Source organism: uncultured Parasphingorhabdus sp., from assembly GCF_963975735.1.
GTDB lineage: Bacteria > Pseudomonadota > Alphaproteobacteria > Sphingomonadales > Sphingomonadaceae > Parasphingorhabdus.
In genome coordinates, this window is record NZ_CAXBIA010000001.1 from 64,833 (window position 1) to 81,012 (window position 16,180).

General features: G+C 56.1%; 21 protein-coding genes. 6 read left to right on the top strand and 15 right to left on the bottom strand.

Annotated features, from left to right (window positions below; translation table 11 throughout):
• On the bottom strand, nt 1-546 hold the full coding sequence (locus AACZ86_RS00325) for a DUF4402 domain-containing protein (protein WP_339688489.1): 546 nt from the start codon (nt 544-546) through the stop codon (nt 1-3).
• A 115-nt stretch (nt 547-661) separates the two neighbouring features.
• Between AACZ86_RS00325 and msrB the strand changes: the two genes are divergently transcribed.
• Both msrB and AACZ86_RS00335 read left to right on the top strand, forming a co-directional pair.
• Entirely contained in the window at nt 662-1,060 is a 399-nt protein-coding gene (gene msrB, locus AACZ86_RS00330) for a peptide-methionine (R)-S-oxide reductase MsrB (protein WP_339688492.1), read from the top strand.
• Between the two features lie 86 nt (nt 1,061-1,146).
• Nucleotides 1,147-3,261 carry a PBP1A family penicillin-binding protein gene (locus AACZ86_RS00335; RefSeq protein WP_339688494.1) on the top strand — a complete coding sequence of 705 codons (2,115 nt, stop codon included), beginning with the start codon at nt 1,147-1,149 and terminating at the stop codon, nt 3,259-3,261.
• Nucleotides 3,262-3,270: 9 nt separating this feature from the next.
• Here AACZ86_RS00335 and AACZ86_RS00340 read toward each other — a convergent pair whose 3' ends face one another.
• The 3 genes from AACZ86_RS00340 to AACZ86_RS00350 are packed head-to-tail and all read right to left on the bottom strand — an operon-like array spanning nt 3,271 to nt 5,055.
• Nucleotides 3,271-4,017, bottom strand: a complete 747-nt coding sequence (locus AACZ86_RS00340) for a SprT family zinc-dependent metalloprotease (protein ID WP_339688496.1) — start codon at nt 4,015-4,017, stop codon at nt 3,271-3,273.
• Complete coding sequence (locus tag AACZ86_RS00345; protein ID WP_339688497.1) at nt 4,004-4,450, bottom strand: YcgN family cysteine cluster protein; 447 nt, start codon at nt 4,448-4,450, stop codon at nt 4,004-4,006. The genes AACZ86_RS00340 and AACZ86_RS00345 overlap by 14 nt, the downstream gene beginning before the upstream one ends.
• The gene (locus tag AACZ86_RS00350; RefSeq protein ID WP_339688500.1) at nt 4,438-5,055 is read right to left on the bottom strand and encodes an SCO family protein; all 618 of its coding nucleotides are present in this window, start codon (nt 5,053-5,055) and stop codon (nt 4,438-4,440) included. Before AACZ86_RS00350 ends, AACZ86_RS00345 begins: the two co-directional genes overlap by 13 nt.
• A gap of 108 nt (nt 5,056-5,163) precedes the next feature.
• Between AACZ86_RS00350 and AACZ86_RS00355 the strand changes: the two genes are divergently transcribed.
• Entirely contained in the window at nt 5,164-5,817 is a 654-nt protein-coding gene (locus AACZ86_RS00355; RefSeq protein ID WP_339688502.1) for an ankyrin repeat domain-containing protein, read from the top strand.
• Between the two features lie 7 nt (nt 5,818-5,824).
• Here the strand turns inward: AACZ86_RS00355 and AACZ86_RS00360 are convergent, their stop codons facing one another.
• The 11 genes from AACZ86_RS00360 to AACZ86_RS00410 all read right to left on the bottom strand — a co-directional run bounded on the left by AACZ86_RS00360 (nt 5,825) and on the right by AACZ86_RS00410 (nt 12,985).
• On the bottom strand, nt 5,825-6,343 hold the full coding sequence (locus tag AACZ86_RS00360) for an MmcB family DNA repair protein (protein WP_339688504.1): 519 nt from the start codon (nt 6,341-6,343) through the stop codon (nt 5,825-5,827).
• Nucleotides 6,344-6,423: 80 nt separating this feature from the next.
• On the bottom strand, nt 6,424-7,131 hold the full coding sequence (locus AACZ86_RS00365) for a cell wall hydrolase (protein ID WP_339688506.1): 708 nt from the start codon (nt 7,129-7,131) through the stop codon (nt 6,424-6,426).
• 204 nt (nt 7,132-7,335) lie between these two features.
• Nucleotides 7,336-7,647 carry a DUF1491 family protein gene (locus AACZ86_RS00370; RefSeq protein ID WP_339688509.1) on the bottom strand — a complete coding sequence of 104 codons (312 nt, stop codon included), beginning with the start codon at nt 7,645-7,647 and terminating at the stop codon, nt 7,336-7,338.
• 19 nt (nt 7,648-7,666) lie between these two features.
• Entirely contained in the window at nt 7,667-8,146 is a 480-nt protein-coding gene (locus AACZ86_RS00375) for a PaaI family thioesterase (protein ID WP_339688511.1), read from the bottom strand.
• An 8-nt stretch (nt 8,147-8,154) separates the two neighbouring features.
• Complete coding sequence (locus AACZ86_RS00380; protein WP_339688513.1) at nt 8,155-8,622, bottom strand: PTS sugar transporter subunit IIA; 468 nt, start codon at nt 8,620-8,622, stop codon at nt 8,155-8,157.
• A gap of 142 nt (nt 8,623-8,764) precedes the next feature.
• Complete coding sequence (gene raiA, locus AACZ86_RS00385) at nt 8,765-9,337, bottom strand: ribosome-associated translation inhibitor RaiA (RefSeq protein WP_339688515.1); 573 nt, start codon at nt 9,335-9,337, stop codon at nt 8,765-8,767.
• A gap of 46 nt (nt 9,338-9,383) precedes the next feature.
• Nucleotides 9,384-10,082, bottom strand: a complete 699-nt coding sequence (dnaQ, locus tag AACZ86_RS00390) for a DNA polymerase III subunit epsilon (protein WP_339688517.1) — start codon at nt 10,080-10,082, stop codon at nt 9,384-9,386.
• A gap of 27 nt (nt 10,083-10,109) precedes the next feature.
• Nucleotides 10,110-10,718: a dephospho-CoA kinase gene (gene coaE / locus AACZ86_RS00395; RefSeq protein WP_339688520.1), complete on the bottom strand. Its 609-nt coding sequence runs from the start codon at nt 10,716-10,718 to the stop codon at nt 10,110-10,112.
• A complete protein-coding gene (aroE, locus tag AACZ86_RS00400; protein ID WP_339688523.1) occupies nt 10,715-11,533 on the bottom strand; it encodes a shikimate dehydrogenase in 819 nt (272 codons plus the stop codon). Before aroE ends, coaE begins: the two co-directional genes overlap by 4 nt.
• Nucleotides 11,530-12,135 (bottom strand): Maf family protein, encoded by a 606-nt coding sequence (locus AACZ86_RS00405; protein ID WP_339688526.1) that lies wholly within the window; start codon nt 12,133-12,135, stop codon nt 11,530-11,532. The genes aroE and AACZ86_RS00405 overlap by 4 nt, the downstream gene beginning before the upstream one ends.
• Nucleotides 12,128-12,985, bottom strand: a complete 858-nt coding sequence (locus tag AACZ86_RS00410) for a pyruvate, water dikinase regulatory protein (RefSeq protein WP_339688528.1) — start codon at nt 12,983-12,985, stop codon at nt 12,128-12,130. The genes AACZ86_RS00405 and AACZ86_RS00410 overlap by 8 nt, the downstream gene beginning before the upstream one ends.
• Before the next feature lie 302 nt (nt 12,986-13,287).
• On the opposite strand from AACZ86_RS00410, the gene hemE reads away from it, so the two are divergent.
• The 3 genes from hemE to rho all read left to right on the top strand — a co-directional run bounded on the left by hemE (nt 13,288) and on the right by rho (nt 16,169).
• On the top strand, nt 13,288-14,322 hold the full coding sequence (gene hemE / locus AACZ86_RS00415; protein WP_339688529.1) for a uroporphyrinogen decarboxylase: 1,035 nt from the start codon (nt 13,288-13,290) through the stop codon (nt 14,320-14,322).
• Nucleotides 14,319-14,762, top strand: coding sequence for a CopD family protein (locus AACZ86_RS00420; protein WP_339688532.1), 444 nt, complete (start codon nt 14,319-14,321; stop codon nt 14,760-14,762). The genes hemE and AACZ86_RS00420 overlap by 4 nt, the downstream gene beginning before the upstream one ends.
• Nucleotides 14,763-14,912: 150 nt before the next feature.
• Nucleotides 14,913-16,169 carry a transcription termination factor Rho gene (rho, locus tag AACZ86_RS00425; protein WP_339688533.1) on the top strand — a complete coding sequence of 419 codons (1,257 nt, stop codon included), beginning with the start codon at nt 14,913-14,915 and terminating at the stop codon, nt 16,167-16,169.
• Nucleotides 16,170-16,180 lie beyond the last annotated feature (11 nt).

Here is a 16,180-nt window from a genome sequence, read left to right on the forward strand (position 1 = left end):
TCACTCGTAATCGGCGGTGATTGCTATCCTGCCGCGGAACTGGCCGCTGGCGTCGCCTCGCACCCTCAATTTGCCACCGAAAGAAAAGATCAGTCGTCCGGCCTGATCCAGTCGGGCCATCGCCGGCAGATTTGTCTCGAGTTTTTCCAGCTCCGCAATCGAACCATTGGCCGAGCTCAGCTGTATCCGTTCCGGCAGCGATACCCGCACGCTACGCCCCGGTTCGCCGGTCAACCGTCCTTCACCATGCAGAGCCATACCACCAAGATTGGCGATACTGCCGCTAATTTGTCTGGCACCGGACGTCGGATCAATGCTGACCTCGCCACCATTGCTACCCAATAAAGCCATTCGCGAGAAATCCAGATTGGCGGTGATTTCAATCTGTAACGGGATTTCCGACTTGTCCGTGGTCGTTCCGGCGAGATTATCAGGCACCGGACTTACGGCGCAAAGCCGGCATTGGGCACGCGCTGCGTCCGGCAGATATGCCAGACATACGGTCACCATGGCCCCGAACAGCAAGGATTTTACGACCATCTTCATAGGCCGGTAATTTGGCCGGATATGCTGAATATCTGGTTAAGATCAGATTTGATTCGTGACGATACCGGATGCCAGGTCTCTTGACCGGCTGCGATTGAGGCCCCATTTACCGGATATGGAAAAAACAATATTGAGCGATGAAGAATGGCGGCGACAGCTCTCGCCCGAACAATATCATGTGCTGCGCGAAGCGGGCACCGAACGGGCTTTTACCGGATCGCTCAATGCGGAATATCGCGATGGCGCGTTTTTCTGTGCCGGCTGCGGTAGCAAATTGTTTGAATCGCAAAGCAAGTTCGATAGCGGCTGCGGCTGGCCCAGCTTCTCCGCCCCCGCCGACAATGACGCGGTAACCGAGATCAAGGACAATAGTCTCGGCATGCGCCGGGTCGAGGTGCGCTGTTCAACCTGCGACGGACATCTTGGCCATGTTTTTCCCGACGGTCCGCCGGAAACCGGACTGCGCTATTGCATGAACAGCGCCGCGATGGCGTTCGAGCCCAAGGCAGACTGATTTTTCCAGTGCTTCCGTGTTCAGCCTGCAGTAAGGCGTTAACACGCTAGAAAAGCTTAAATTCAGCGTATAATGGGCAGAACAATATGGCGCGTGGCAAAAAACGCAGCGAAAATCAGGGGCCGGTACGCAAATGGCTGTGGCGGATCTTCAAAACCGGTCTTGTCGCCGGTTTGTTTGCCACGATCGCGTTGGTGGTTGCCGTGCTGGTCGCGCGATCCTCGCTCCCCGGCTTCGAGGACCTGAAGTCCTCACCCAATGGCCAGATGATCCGGGTGCTGGACGTCAACGGCAAGGAACTGTTTTCCATGGGCCCGAGCTACGGCGAGTGGCTGCACTATGATGACATCCCGGAAGTCATGAAGGCGGCAATGGTATCGGTCGAGGACCGGCGCTATGAAAGCCATCCTGGCGTTGACCCGATCGGAATAGCCCGTTCGCTGCAAGTACGGGCGCAGCGCGGCTATTGGGCCCAGGGCGGCTCAACCATCACCCAGCAACTGGCGCGAAACATATTCCTGAACAACAACCGGACCTTTGGCCGGAAAGGGCGCGAAATATTGCTCGCCCTGGCGATGGAACGCAAATTTTCCAAAGAGCAGATTCTCGAGCTCTATCTCAACAAGGTCTATTATGGTGGCGGTGCTTATGGCATCGATGCCGCTTCCCGGCGGTTCTTCGCGCATGGCGCCAGAGATCTTGATCTGGCCGAGGCCGCTATCATCGCCGGTCTGGTCAAAGCCCCCTCCCGCTATTCCCCGACTGCCGATGCCAAAGCCGCCATCGGCCGGGCAACCGTGGTTCTCGAGGTGATGCAGGATGCCGGTGCGATTACCGCAGCGGAAGCATCGAAAGCCAAACCTGCTTCGGTCAAGCTGGCGCCGGAGCCGCGGCAGAATAGCGTCCGCTATTTTACCGACTGGGCGCTGCCGCAACTGGACTTGCTGATCGACGAAACGATCGAGCCGATCGAGGTATGGACGACGCTGGATCTCGATATGCAGCGCGCCGCCGCAACAGCGATCCAGTCGCGCGTCCCCGCCGGTGCCCAGGGCGCGCTGGTGGCGATCGACCGCGATGGCGCGGTTCGCGCGATGGTCGGCGGTACGGATTATGTGACATCCAACTATAACCGCGCAACGCAGGCCGTCCGCCAGCCGGGGTCGGCCTGGAAGATATTCGTCTATATGGCAGCGCTCGAAGCGGGCTATGCGCCCGATGATATGGTGACCGATGCGCCGATTACCATTGGCAACTGGACGCCGCGTAACAGCGGTGACCGCTATGCGGGTGACATCAACGTGCGCACCGCCTTTGCTTTTTCCAAAAATACCGTCGCGGCGGCGATTGGCAATGACATCGGTACCTCCACGATCGCCAATATGGCGCGTCGTTTCGGTATCACCACTCCGATCGACACCAATCCCTCGATGGTGCTTGGTACCTCCGATGTGCGACTGATCGACATGACCCGCGCCTTTGCGTCGGTCAGCGCCAAGGGCGTCGCGATAACGCCGTTTGGCATCACCAAGGTGCAGACGATGAAGGGTGATATTCTCTATCAGAGCAAATTTGACGGCAGTCGCGTGCTGGTTGATCCCTGGGTGGCAGCCGGAATTACCGATCTGATGCAGACTGCAGTGAACACCGGCACCGGACGGGCAGCGCAGATCGGCCGGCCGGTTGCGGGCAAGACCGGGACCACCAGCAGCAACAAGGATGGCTGGTTTCTCGGTTTCTCGAGCGGCCTGACCACGGGCGTCTGGATGGGGCGCGACGATGCCAAACCAGTCAGTGGCTTGCAGGGTGGCCGGGCTCCGGCATCGGCCTTTGCCCAGTTTATGAAAATTGCAGTGGCCAAGCGCAAGATCGAACAATTCGATACCGAACTGGTGCTGCCGGAATGGCAACTGGAACCGGACGAGGACGAGCTGTTCGGCGCGCCGGAAGACGGTATCTATGTCGACGAGAACGGCATGCCGATAGAGACCGGCCGCGGTATCGAATATGATCTGGAAGGCGGGGAAGCTGCCGATAACCCACGGCTGGACCAGGACTGGATCGATTCCGTGATCGGCCGCGGCGGAGATCCTGCGCCCCGCAAGCCAGAGCCGACCCCGGTCAAGAAACCGAAGCCGCTGCCTCCGCAGAAGCAGCCGGAATCCCTGCTGCCCGATGCGATGCGCTCCGAAACGCAATAAGGAAGGGATTCAGTCGGTCGTTGGCGACTGCCGCTCTACGCCAACCATGTGCAGGCCACGGCCATGGTCCTTGAGCCAGCGATCGGCGACACGCCGGTCCAGTTCGTAAATCCGGTCGAGCAGCGCATAAAAGCGCGCACTATGATCCATATGCGTAAGATGCGCCACTTCGTGCGCCACCACTGACCGGCGGACATGGGCTGGCGCCATGACCAGCCGCCAGCTCAGTCTGATGGACTTGTTACCGGAACAGCTGCCCCAGCGGCGGCGCGCATCGCCGACCGCCAATTTGGGCAAATCACTGCCGGCTCGACTGCAGTAAAATTGCAGATCTTCGGCAAAAATCGTGCGGGCCTGTGCCTTGAGCCAGCGAAGCACACGGGTCTCGACATGTTCAACCGGTCCGCCCAGCCGGATTTCGCCTTCGACGCGATGCGGCGCACGCGCAAAATCCGGGGACCATTTTATGATATAGGGTTCGCCGACAAAGGCGATCTGGCTGCCATCCTCGACCGGAACCGGTGGCACGGCTTCGGCAAAGCGGGCATTGAGCCAGTCGGATTTTGACTGGGCAAAGCGCAGCGCCTGATGTTCCGACGCGTGCGTGGGCACCGTCAGGCGAACGACGCCCTTGACCGTATCCGCCGAAACAATGATCGACCGGGCCTGTTTGGATCGCCGCAAATGGAGAGGATATTTGACCCCGTCGAGGCTGATCGCGAGCGCTTCGGGACGCGATGAGCTAAAGAGGCGCATCGAGAATATGCTGCTCAAGCGGTCCGGCCTTGCTTTCGGGAATGACCTTTCCGCGGATCGACTGGCCGGCCGCATGGATCGATTCCCGATCCCCGGAGACCAGATAATGCCAAGCCGGTAACGGCAGGCCGCGGGCGCGCATTTTATAGGCGCAGCTGTCGGGCAGCCATTCAAATTCTTCCAGCTTGTTGCGGGTCAACCGGACACAATCGGGAACGTGGAACTTGCGGTGGCGATAATCGCTGCACTGCGCGCTTTGAAGATCGAGTAATTTGCAGGCGATGTTGGTCATGTAGATCTGGCCGTCATCCTCGTCTTCCGCTTTCAGCAGACAGCATTTGCCGCAGCCGTCACACAAGGCTTCCCACTGGCCGCGATCAAGCGTTTCGAGTGGCTGTTCCCAAAACGGTGGATCGGAATCTAGCGGACCCATCGGTTTATTTCAGCGGCAACATCCTGCGGCGTGCCATCAAAGGGCAGCAGCGCGAGCGGCTCGCCGTCCGGTCCGAACAAATAGGCCTGACGGCTGTGGTCGACGAGATATTCACTCGATGATTCATCTTTGCGGATATCATAAATGATCAGATATTTTTCCGCGACGGCCGCAATTTCCTCGGCGGTGCCGGTGAGACCGATAAGCCGGGGGTGAAAGGCGGAGACATATTGTTTCAGAACCGCCGGCGTGTCCCGCTCGGGGTCGACCGATATGAAAATCGGCTGGATCTTCTTGCTCAGGGCCGGATTTTCTTTTTCCGCCTGCTTCAATCCCAGCATGATATTGGCAAGGTCAATCGGACAGACATCCGGGCAATAACTGTAACCGAAATAGATGATCCGATACTGGCCCTTGAACTCGGATTCCGATGTTTTGCCACCATCCTGGTTGGTCAGCGTGAAGTTACCGCCAATCCTGGCCCCCGCTAGCGGTGGCTCGCTATCCGCCGCCGTGCTCCCGTCGGATGCGGCATTACAAGCGATCATGAGGGTCAATAATCCTGCGCTGAGGATCGATTTTGCGATGTTTTTGAAATTGTTCATTACGGGGCCAGACATGGTCTGCTAGTGAATCAAATTCAACAGATAATTGATAGTCAGCAATTATAACGGATCGGTGATAAGTCTCCGGTTAGCAAAATGGGGCCTAGAATGTTCAACAAAAATCACACTGGCGCAGTTTGGGCTGGTAAATTCACCCTTTTCCTTCGCTTTGCGGGAATTGCGGTCGCAGCAACGTCCCTGTCGACGCCCGCCGCCGCGCAATTTTCGGACAGCTATAATTTTCTGAAAGCGGTCAAAGACCGGGATGGTGAAGAAGCGACTAAATTTCTCAGCCGTCCGGGTTCGGTGATCGTCAATACGCGCGATCACTCTACCGGCCAGACGGCCCTGCATGTCGTGGTCGAGCGCCGCGACAATACCTGGCTCCAGTTCCTTCTGCAAAAAGGGGCCAATCCCAATCTGTCGGACAAAGAGGGGGTTACCCCTCTCCATCTCGCGACCCAGCTGCGCTTTGTCGATGGCGTCAGAACCCTTTTGGACAAAAAGGCAAAGGTCGATGATGCAAATAAGCAAGGCGAGACCGCGCTGATTCTGGCGGTTCATCTCCGTGATGCGGAACTGGTCCGCGTGCTCCTGGCAAACGGCGCCGATCCGGACTGGACCGACACGCTGGCCGGAAAGTCCGCCCGCGACTATGCATCGCAGGATCGCCGGACAGCTTCAATTTTGGCGGAGATTGAAAAAGCGGATGCCGAGAAAAAACCGGCACCCGAAGGTCGGTTTTTCGGGCCGGAGGGCTAGTCCCCGATCAAATGCCGCCCGGTTCGTGCAGACCGGAGACGGGGCTGATCCAGCCATCGGAGATCGCTGCACGGCGCATCGCACGGCGCGCCAGCCGCATGATCTCTGTCTTGCGCCGCGCCGGGGCAAGCGCATGGGTCGCAGCGGCGCGCACCATTTCTGCATCATAAGCATCGGCGATGATCAGGCCGGTGCGATCGGGCAGAAAATCTGCACCATTGACCGGTGCCGCATCAAATCCGGTCGGCAAGGCCCAGTAGAACCGGTCACAATAATCCAGATATTCCGTCCATTTGCTATCGCCGAGCAAATCGCTGCGCGCGACCTTGATCTCGACAATGACGATCTGTCCCTTCGCATCGATCCCCATCAGATCCGCCCGGCGCCTGTTTCGCAAGCTGACTTCGGGCAACACCAAGATATCATGTCTCAAAAACATCCGGGCGACACCGCGAGCGACGGCCTGCGCGCCGGTCAACTCGTCATGAGCTGCCAACAAGCCAAGCGAATTATCGATAATCGTCATGAAAGCTGATTAGAACATAAAAAGAACAAAATAAAGGCCCCCGCAAGGGAGCCTTTATGAATTCGATATGGCCGGAGCGATTAGCGATAGAAGATATGATTATCGATCGAAGCCAGCCGCTTCAAGCGCCAGCCCGGCGAAACATGACGGGCGTGAAAGAATAATGCGCCCTCCACCGAACTTTTCCAGCCGTCGTTCACCGCGATTTTGGCAATTGCTACCGCGTTACGCCAGGTCTGGCGTCCGGTTTTGATGCGTGGCATCTTGCCACCGCGAACGAACGAGAACTGGCTGCGCTGATAGACAACGCCGCAGATACTATCGGGAAAACGCGACGATTCGACGCGAGCCAGAACCACGCGGGCAACGGCAAGCTGACCCTGCAGCGATTCGCCCTTGGATTCAAAATAGACTGTTCCGGCGAGACACTGCATCTCGGCATCAAGGGATCCCTCTACCGATTGCTGGCTCACCAGCTGACGCAACGACGACGCGTCGTCATTTGTAAAGTCGACATCTTCACCAAAACCGCGCTCTGCGCCTTCATTGGCAATCTTGTCTGACTCGATAACATCCTTGGGAATTTCGGCGACAACTTCCTGTTGTTCGCCAAATACAATGGCCGGGTTCGATTCGTCGGCTTCCAAAAGAGCCGGATCGACAAAAATCTCGGATTCAGGTGTCTCATCGGTTGCTTCCAACGCGAAGGACACATCGGTAACGGACAATGCCGCGACCGTAGTAAGAGCAAGCGACAAGACGCTTGCGGCACGAAAAATTTTGCTCATAAACCTGTTTTTTTATGCGGTGAGACCAGAGCGGTTCATGACTTTCTCGTCAAAACTGCCAAAACAGACCCAAAAAACCAAAGCGAAGGTCTGTTACTGCTCTCCCCGACTGCGTGTTTACCACCTGTCATTCCTGACAAACCCAGTGGCAACCTGCGCATCAAAGTAGAGCGCCAAATATGGTTTTGCGGAATAAAGTCAAGTTTACTGACCCAATAGGGCGATGAGCCGTTCCGCTTCCGGGATGTCCAGTTCAATTAACCACATATCGGGATCAAAGCAGAATCTTTGTGCTATATAATCAGTTAATTCTTTATTGTTATCAGTGTCTTGCGGCCATATTTGCTGCCAGTTGGGGGAGCCGTCAAGCGTCGGCATATTCTCTAGAAGCCTAGGGTTTTCGCCCTTTTCCAGGCATTGAATCAGGATCGCGCCGGATATCCTGTCGCCCTTTTTCAGCACGGCCCCGAAACCGCCATGTTGGCTAACCAGCCTGAGAAGGGTCTGTACCTTCATTTCCGCAGACAGCCGCGGCTCAATCATCTTTCTGATAGCCGGGCAGGGATGCCAGGGGGATATGCGAACGCATGAATGTCCCGGTACCACGGGCAATTTCTTCACCTTCGCTGTCGACCAGCCGGGCATCGGCAACAAATACCCGGCGTTTACCACTAACCCAGCGACCTTCGGCTATTACCGGACCGGATTTGAGCGGTTTGGTGAAGAGCAGATTGAACGCGGTGGTCAGGATGAAGCGGTCGGAAACCAGGCTATTGGCAGCGTAGAAAGCCGCATCATCGAGCATTTTGAAATAGGCCGTGCCGTGCACTGCCCCCGCTGCGTGATAATAGCGTTCGTTGACATCAAAAAAAATTCTGGCCGTGCCGGGTTCACCGATTTCCAGCCGCGAATTGAACAGCCGGTTGATCGGGGCCTCGGCATAAAGCCGTTCGAGGGCGCGAAAATGTCCCTGCGCGCCGCCGCTTTCCAAACCAGTTTCAGGATTATCTGTCATGGCGGATATCAGGCAGCCCGCTGCTCGCGCTGCTTGCTCAGCAATGCATATAGGGCATCGTGGCCCGATGCGCCGCGGAGCTTCGCAACCATATTGTCATCCCGCAGAAAACGGGAAATCTCGGCGAGAGCCTGCAGATGCTCGACTCCGCCTTTTGCGGGAGACAGCAAGGCGAATATCAGATCGACCGGCTTGCCATCTTGCGCATCGAATTCCACCGGTTCGGCAAGGCGCAGAAAGATACCGACGCAACGGTCAAGATCGAGCAATTTGCTGTGCGGTATGGCGATCTGTCGCCCGAATCCGGTTGAGCCCAGAGATTCGCGGGCCACCAGTCCTGCTCGTACGGCTTCAGCATCAAGCCGATAGCATTTCTGGCCGATTTCGCCGATCATACGCAAGATTGCGTCCTTGCCACCGTCGCCGGGGCAATCCCGCACGGCTGCAATATCCAATCGAACGGACGAGATTGTCATCATATATTCCTTTTATCCCGGCCTTTTGTCCCGGTGATATTCGCCAAAAAACGCAAATATCCCGGAATCTGGTGGCCGGAGCGCATTGGCCCGGTCGACAGAAACGCCAATCATCTGCCGATCAGGCCACTAAGCGACCCTATCAGCTATGCGGCTCTACCCAACCAATTGTGCCGTCGGGGCGGCGATAGACCATATTATGGGTGCCAGTGCCAGAGTTTTTGAACAATAGCGCGCTGGTATTGCGCAAATCCATCATCATCACGGCATTCGAAACGCTGGCTTCCGGAATATCGGTGCTGGTTTCGGCGATGATCGGAGGAGAATCGCCATCCACTTCGCTTTCCTCTTCCTCGTCATGGGAATCGAACACCCGATAGGCCGCCTCTTCCTGTTTCGCAGCATATTGCGCCTGGACATGATGATCGTTGAGTCGCCGCATATAACGACGCAGCTGTTTTTCAATCTTGTCGGCGGCCTGATCGAATGCCTGATGGGCATCACCGGCTGCCGCGTCGGCTTTAAGCATCAGACCCTGCATGACGTGATTCACAATGTCGCATCTGAAATGCCCATGCGGCGCTTTGCTGACAGTGACATTGGCGGAGATGGCCTTGGCGAAATATTTGCTGGCGATCGCGCGCATCCGGTCCTCGGCATGGGTTTGGAGCGCATCACCGGTATCGACCTGGTGTCCTGAAACACGAACTTCCATAATTATTCTCCTTTTATTGGGTACCGTTACACAATTGGCAGTACCGTTAGACCTCTGTCCAAAGAGGGCTTTCGATACCCTCGATAAATTTCTGATGCCGCGCCAGTTCATCCGCACTCGCATGATGCTCTCGCGCAGCCATAAACGTCCGGCGTTCCGTCCGCTGTGATGTTGATTGCATGCTGGCAAGATTTTCCTGCCGTTTGCTGTCCTCCGCCAACCCCAGTCCGATCTGGCGGCCACCGGTCAGTTCGATATAGAGCTGGGTGAGCAATTCCGCATCGAGCAGCGCACCATGTTTTACCCGGTGGCTACGGTCGATGCCATAGCGCGAGCATAATGCATCGAGCGACAATTTGGCACCGGGATGTTTGGATTTTGCAATCGCCAGCGTATCGATCATGCGAAACCGCGAAATCGGTTTAAACCCGCATAAAACCAGCTCGGCGTTGAGAAAATTGAAATCGAATTGCGCATTATGGGCGACAAGATTGGCATCACCCAGAAAATCGAGAAGCTCTTCCGCTCCGGACGCGAACAGTTTCTTGTCGGACAGAAATACATCGGAAAGTCCGTGCACATTCTCGGCCGCCTTGGGCATCGGCCGTTCCGGATTATAATAGCAATGGAAGCTCTGCCCGGTTTCGATCCGGTCAATCATTTCGATACAACCGATTTCAACCATCCGGTCCCCATTTTGTGGATCAAAGCCGGTGGTTTCGGTGTCGAAAATTATCTCTCGCATGAGTCCAATATCGGAGCGAAGTTTGGGTTACGCAAGGGAAGCTTTCAGTTTTTGAACAAGTTTTTGCACTTGCTGTCGTGTTTCGGTGAGAGGCCGGGATGTATCGATCACAGAATCGGCCTTTTGCCGCTTTTCCGCGTCCGGCATTTGCAGCGCCTTTATCTGCTCAAACCGCTCCTCGGTCATGCCGGGACGGACCAGGACACGACTGCGCTGGTCTTCCGGCCCTGCGGAAACCACGACAATATGGTCAACGCCCTCGGCGCCCGATTTTTCAAATAGCAGCGGAATGTCGAACAGGATCATCGGCCGGTCGCTATGTTGTTTCAGAAATGCCAGCCGCATTTCCCCTACCGCCGGATGAATCAGCTGTTCGAGCCGCTGCAGGGCAGCCGGATCTCCGAGCACCGCCGCTCCCAGCTTCTGGCGATCCACGCCCTCGCTGTTCGTGCTGCCCGGAAACATGGCCTCGATCGCTTCGACCAGGGCGCCGCCCGGTCCTTGCAACTGGTGCACGGCGGCATCGGCATCGAACAAGGGAACACCTTCGTCGACAAACATTTGTGCGACGGTGGATTTTCCCATGCCGATGGAACCAGTGAGACCGATTATATGGGGCCTGTCCCGTTTCGTCATGCGATCAACAATTTTCTGAGTTCGGCATCATCTTCCATCGGCGGCGTCGCGCCAAAGAACAGTTCGAAGGCCAGTGCTGCCTGCCCGATCAGCATATCCAGACCATCGACCACCGCCAGATCGCGTTTTTTGGCCGCGCGCAGAAGACCGGTCTCAAGCGGCGCATAGACAAGATCGTAAACCAAAGCGTCGGCCGGCAAAGGATCGAGATCCACCTCGAGCGGTGCCTTGCCCGTCATGCCGAGCGGGCTGGCATTGATCAGAAGATCGGCTTCCGGCAAGCGCGCATCCATCGGCAGGACGCTGCCTTTCACCGAGGCCTGCATCAACAGGCCCGTCGCTTTCAGGCCGCTGCGCGCGAGAAATGTTATTTCGCCGATTCCAACCTGTTTCAGGGCGAATAATACCGCCCGCGCGGCACCCCCGGCCCCGATCACGACCGCATGTTTCCCCGACCAGTCGGTGTCGGCAATCGGTGCCATAAAGCCGGCCGCATCGGTATTTGTCCCGATCAGACTGCCATCTTCCTGTCGGACAATGGTGTTCATTGCCCCGATCTTCTCGCGAACTCCGCCGGGATCACTCACCAGGTCCATTATCGCGATCTTGTGCGGCAGAGTTACATTGCAGCCGCGCCAGGCCGGGTCGGACCGCCGCTGTTCGATATAATCCGCCAGTTCGTCTGGCGTAACATGGTGACGGCGATAATCCGCCTTGATCGCCAGCCGGTCGAGCCAGAATTTGTGGATCAGCGGAGATTTGCTCTGCGCAATCGGGTCACCGATGACATCGGCATATGGAATGGCTGTGGTCATGACGTCAAAATACCCCGAATGCGAAGATAGTCGAGCAGGTGCAGCAACGGCAGCCCCATGATCGTGAACTGGCTGCCGTCAATAGCAGAAAAAAGCTGGGCGCCTCTACCCTCTATCTCGTAACAGCCGACACAATAGCGGATATTATCCCATTCGGTCTCGACATATTGCTCGATAAAAGAGTCGCTTAGCGGTCTCATCGACAGCGTCGCGATATCGATATGGCGCCACACCGGAATGCCCTGTTCGGCAATCACCGCCGCGCTGAACAGCTTGTGCTTTCTGCCCGACAGCAATTTCAGATGAGCAATGGCATCAGCGCGGTCGACCGGCTTGTCGAGCATCATTCCGTCGTCCATGGCCAGAACCTGGTCGGCACCCAATACCAGCCCGGCTCCGATCCGCCGCGACAGCCGGACCGCTTTTGCCTCGGCAAGCGCATCGGCTAGATTGCGGGCGGTCACGCCTTCGCTCTTCAGCCCTTCTTTGAGCGCTTCTTCGTCAACATTGGGGGCGATCGCTTCCGCGGCCACGCCGGCAGCGGCCAGCATAGCGCGCCGTGCCTGACTTTTTGAAGCCAGAATCAGCGGCAGATCATTCATCGCTGTCGGCCTGACCATTGCTGGCTACGCTGTCTCCGGCGGCAACATGGCGCTCGTTATAGAGATTGATAATTGCCGCAGCGGATTCCTCGATAGACCGGCGGGTCACGTCGATCATCGGCCAGCCATTGTCGGCGAACATCCGCCGGGCATATTGGGTTTCTTCCTTGACCTTCTCTTCGTTGACATAATCGGTTTCCGGCGCCTGGTTCAGCGACAACAGACGGTTGCGCCGTACCTGGACGAGCCGCGAGGCACCGGTGATCAATCCGACAATCAGCGGATTTTTCAAGCGAAACAGAACCTCGGGCGGCGGAGATTCCGGGACAATCGGAATATTGGCGGTCTTGAAGCCCCGATTGGCGAGATAGATGGACGTCGGCGTTTTCGAGGTTCGGGACACACCGGCAAGCACGATATCGGCTGCCTCCCAGTTTTCCCAGCCGACACCGTCATCATGGGCAATGGTGAACTGGATCGCCTCGACCCGGGCGAAATAGGCCGCGTCGAGAATATGCTGGCGGCCCGGTCGCGCTTTGGCTTCCTGGCCGAGCATGTTCGACAAGGCATCGGTCACCGTATCCAGTGCCGGAACCGACGGCAGACCGAGATGCCGGCATTCCCGCTCGAGCTTCGTCCTGATGTCGCGATTGACGATAGTGAATATGACCAGCCCCGGATTGTCCGCGACCTCGGCCAAAATCCGGTTGAGATGCTTCTCGGAACGGACCATGGGCCAGAAATGCTTGATAATCTCGACACCGTCAAACTGCGCAAGCGCCGCTTTGGCGATGTTTTCGAGTGTCTCGCCGGTGGAGTCCGATAATAAATGGAGGTGGAGCCTATTCATGACCTAAGCTTTGTGATTTCACGGTGGATAAAGCAAGGGATGAAGTTGGGGATAACCACTTGCGGAATATTCTTACCCGACTCCCACAAATCCATCCACAGCGCACCAACATTGATGGATTCCATCCACAGACTGTGGATAGCGGGGATCAAATTCTAGAATCGGTTAATTTTTCGTTTACGGCCACCTGTCAATCTGTTTGTATTTGCGGCGCTGGCAGGTTACCGCCTTTTCCACGCTCTATCATCAACAACAATTCTATAATTAATACTTAAATATATATAATGGATGACCGTCTTTCTATGCCGAACGGAACCGACTCCCCTAAAATTCTCCTCCAGACATTGCTCGGCAAGAAAACCGATCAAACGCCGGTCTGGCTCATGCGTCAGGCAGGCCGCTATTTGCCGGAATATCGCGAATTGCGTGCGCAAAAGGGCGGATTCCTCGAACTTTGCTATGATGCGGAATCGGCAGCGGAAGTGACATTGCAACCGATCAAGCGTTTTGGCTTTGACGGTGCGATTCTGTTTTCAGACATATTGATCGTCCCGCATGCGATGGGCCAGAAACTGTGGTTTGAGAAGGGAGAAGGACCCCGGCTGGCACCAAGGCTGGTTGATGCCGCTTTGTCGTCTCTAGAGGGTGCTCCCGAGCATTTTGAAGCTATTTACGCCACGGTGCGCCGGGTTGCCGAACGGCTCGACGACAAAACAACCTTCATGGGCTTTGCCGGCAGCCCCTGGACCGTCGCGACCTATATGGTCCACGGACAGGGCAGCAAGGATCAGGGTGTCACCCGGCGTTTTGCGTACAAGGACGAAGCGGCTTTTTCCGAACTGATCAACGCAATCATCGAGAATACGGTCGAATATCTGCTCGGCCAGATCGAGGCCGGCGTCGATGCGGTGCAGCTGTTCGACAGCTGGGCCGGATCTTTATCACCGGCACAATTTGAAAAATGGGTAATCGCGCCCAATGCGGAAATCATATCGCGGCTGAAAGCGGTTCATCCCGATCTGCCGATAATCGGTTTTCCCAAGGGCGCCGGCGCGAAACTGGTCGCTTATGCGAATGAAACCGGAGCCAGCGCGATTGGTCTGGATGAAACGGTGGATCCGGTCTGGGCCCATGCAAATCTGCCATCCGAGATTCCCTTGCAAGGCAATCTCGATCCGCTGGCTTTGATTGCCGGCGGCGAAGCGCTGGAACAATCGGTCCGTCATATCCTTCAAGTGTTTGAAGATCGCCCGCATATTTTCAATCTCGGTCACGGCATTTTACCGGACACGCCCATTGAACATGTTGAAAAGCTGCTTACACTTGTGAGGCAATGAATGAAATTCTGTCGATGCTCTATCTCTGGTTGAAAGCGGCCCATCTGATCTTCGTGATTTTCTGGATGGCTGGGCTGTTCATGATGCCGCGTTTTTTCGTCTATCATCAGGAAACCGCGGTCGGTTCGGAAGAAGACGGGAAATGGATCGAGCGCGAGGGCAAGCTCCGCAAGATCATTCTCAATCCGTCCCTAATCGTCGTCTGGGTGGTTGGATTGGCGCTTGCCTATAATATCGGCGCGTTCAGTCAGGGCTGGTTTCACGCCAAATTGCTGATGGTACTGGCGCTTTCCGGATATCATGGCTGGATGATGGCCTATTCCAAAAAACTGGCGCGGGGCGAACGGACAATGACGGATAAAGGCCTGCGTCTGGTCAATGAAGTTCCTGGCGTTGCCGCGGCGATCATTGTGATATTGGTGATCATCAAGCCATTTTGAATGGCGTTAGTTGACACTCAAATAACAAAGGCGTAAATAAACGCCAAAGCCCGTCCGGGCTAAATTTTCATGTATATCGAATTTCGAAGCCAGCAAATAGCTGCACACATGCAAAAAATATGATTTCCCAAAACATCTGGATAAAACTCCATGCATTTAAAAGAATTAAAAGAAAAATCGCCCGCCGGTCTCGTCTCGATGGCGGAAGAACTGGGCGTTGAAAGCGCGTCGACCCTGCGCAAGCAGGATCTGATGTTCGCGATTTTGAAAGAACTCGCCGATCAGGACGAACTGATCATGGGCCTCGGCACGATCGAAGTGCTGCCCGACGGATTTGGCTTTTTGCGCTCGCCCGAAGCCAATTATCTCGCCGGTCCCGATGATATTTATGTTTCTCCCAACCAGGTCCGCAAATTCGGCCTGCGCACCGGTGATACGGTCGAAGGCGAAATTCGGGCCCCGCGTGATGGCGAGCGTTATTTCGCGCTGACCAAGCTGACCGCGATCAACTTTGACGAACCTGACGCTGTCCGTCACCGGGTGAATTTCGACAATCTCACGCCGCTTTATCCAGACGAGAAGCTCAAGCTCGACAGTCTCGATCCGACCGACAAGGACAAGTCTGCCCGGGTGATCGATATTATTTCGCCGCAGGGCAAGGGCCAGCGCGCCTTGATCGTTGCGCCGCCGCGCACCGGTAAAACCGTCTTGCTGCAGAATATTGCCAAGGCGATCACCGACAATCATCCGGAAGTTTATCTCTTGGTCTTGCTGATCGACGAACGGCCGGAAGAAGTCACCGACATGCAGCGCTCGGTAAAGGGCGAAGTGATCAGTTCTACCTTTGACGAACCCGCGACCCGCCACGTGCAGGTTGCCGAAATGGTGATCGAAAAAGCCAAACGCCTGGTCGAGCACAAGCATGATGTTGTCATCCTGCTCGACTCGATTACCCGTCTCGGCCGTGCCTATAACACCGTCGTACCGAGCTCCGGCAAGGTGCTGACCGGTGGTGTGGATGCGAACGCGCTGCAACGACCTAAGCGCTTTTTCGGTGCTGCCCGTAATATCGAGGAAGGCGGTTCGCTGTCGATCATTGCTACCGCGCTGATCGATACCGGCAGCCGGATGGACGAAGTGATCTTTGAAGAATTCAAGGGCACCGGCAACTCGGAAATCGTGCTGGATCGCAAGGTCTCCGACAAACGTATCTTCCCGGCACTCGATGTCGGAAAATCCGGTACGCGTAAGGAAGAATTGCTGGTCGAGGACGAGAAGCTGAAGAAAATGTGGGTTCTTCGTCGTATTCTCATGCAAATGGGCACAATCGACGCGATGGAATTCCTGCTCGACAAGATGAAGGATTCAAAATCCAACGACGATTTCTTCGACAGCATGAACCAGTAAAATCTCCGGAT

Coding starts and splice junctions, on each gene's coding strand:
- AACZ86_RS00325 (WP_339688489.1), bottom strand. CDS start 546: ATGAAGATGGTCGTAAAATCCTTGCTGTTCGGGGCCATGGTGACCGTA.
- msrB (WP_339688492.1), top strand. CDS start 662: ATGGAAAAAACAATATTGAGCGATGAAGAATGGCGGCGACAGCTCTCG.
- AACZ86_RS00335 (WP_339688494.1), top strand. CDS start 1,147: ATGGCGCGTGGCAAAAAACGCAGCGAAAATCAGGGGCCGGTACGCAAA.
- AACZ86_RS00340 (WP_339688496.1), bottom strand. CDS start 4,017: ATGCGCCTCTTTAGCTCATCGCGTCCCGAAGCGCTCGCGATCAGCCTC.
- AACZ86_RS00345 (WP_339688497.1), bottom strand. CDS start 4,450: ATGGGTCCGCTAGATTCCGATCCACCGTTTTGGGAACAGCCACTCGAA.
- AACZ86_RS00350 (WP_339688500.1), bottom strand. CDS start 5,055: ATGAACAATTTCAAAAACATCGCAAAATCGATCCTCAGCGCAGGATTA.
- AACZ86_RS00355 (WP_339688502.1), top strand. CDS start 5,164: ATGTTCAACAAAAATCACACTGGCGCAGTTTGGGCTGGTAAATTCACC.
- AACZ86_RS00360 (WP_339688504.1), bottom strand. CDS start 6,343: ATGACGATTATCGATAATTCGCTTGGCTTGTTGGCAGCTCATGACGAG.
- AACZ86_RS00365 (WP_339688506.1), bottom strand. CDS start 7,131: ATGAGCAAAATTTTTCGTGCCGCAAGCGTCTTGTCGCTTGCTCTTACT.
- AACZ86_RS00370 (WP_339688509.1), bottom strand. CDS start 7,647: ATGAAGGTACAGACCCTTCTCAGGCTGGTTAGCCAACATGGCGGTTTC.
- AACZ86_RS00375 (WP_339688511.1), bottom strand. CDS start 8,146: ATGACAGATAATCCTGAAACTGGTTTGGAAAGCGGCGGCGCGCAGGGA.
- AACZ86_RS00380 (WP_339688513.1), bottom strand. CDS start 8,622: ATGACAATCTCGTCCGTTCGATTGGATATTGCAGCCGTGCGGGATTGC.
- raiA (WP_339688515.1), bottom strand. CDS start 9,337: ATGGAAGTTCGTGTTTCAGGACACCAGGTCGATACCGGTGATGCGCTC.
- dnaQ (WP_339688517.1), bottom strand. CDS start 10,082: ATGCGAGAGATAATTTTCGACACCGAAACCACCGGCTTTGATCCACAA.
- coaE (WP_339688520.1), bottom strand. CDS start 10,718: ATGACGAAACGGGACAGGCCCCATATAATCGGTCTCACTGGTTCCATC.
- aroE (WP_339688523.1), bottom strand. CDS start 11,533: ATGACCACAGCCATTCCATATGCCGATGTCATCGGTGACCCGATTGCG.
- AACZ86_RS00405 (WP_339688526.1), bottom strand. CDS start 12,135: ATGAATGATCTGCCGCTGATTCTGGCTTCAAAAAGTCAGGCACGGCGC.
- AACZ86_RS00410 (WP_339688528.1), bottom strand. CDS start 12,985: ATGAATAGGCTCCACCTCCATTTATTATCGGACTCCACCGGCGAGACA.
- hemE (WP_339688529.1), top strand. CDS start 13,288: ATGCCGAACGGAACCGACTCCCCTAAAATTCTCCTCCAGACATTGCTC.
- AACZ86_RS00420 (WP_339688532.1), top strand. CDS start 14,319: ATGAATGAAATTCTGTCGATGCTCTATCTCTGGTTGAAAGCGGCCCAT.
- rho (WP_339688533.1), top strand. CDS start 14,913: ATGCATTTAAAAGAATTAAAAGAAAAATCGCCCGCCGGTCTCGTCTCG.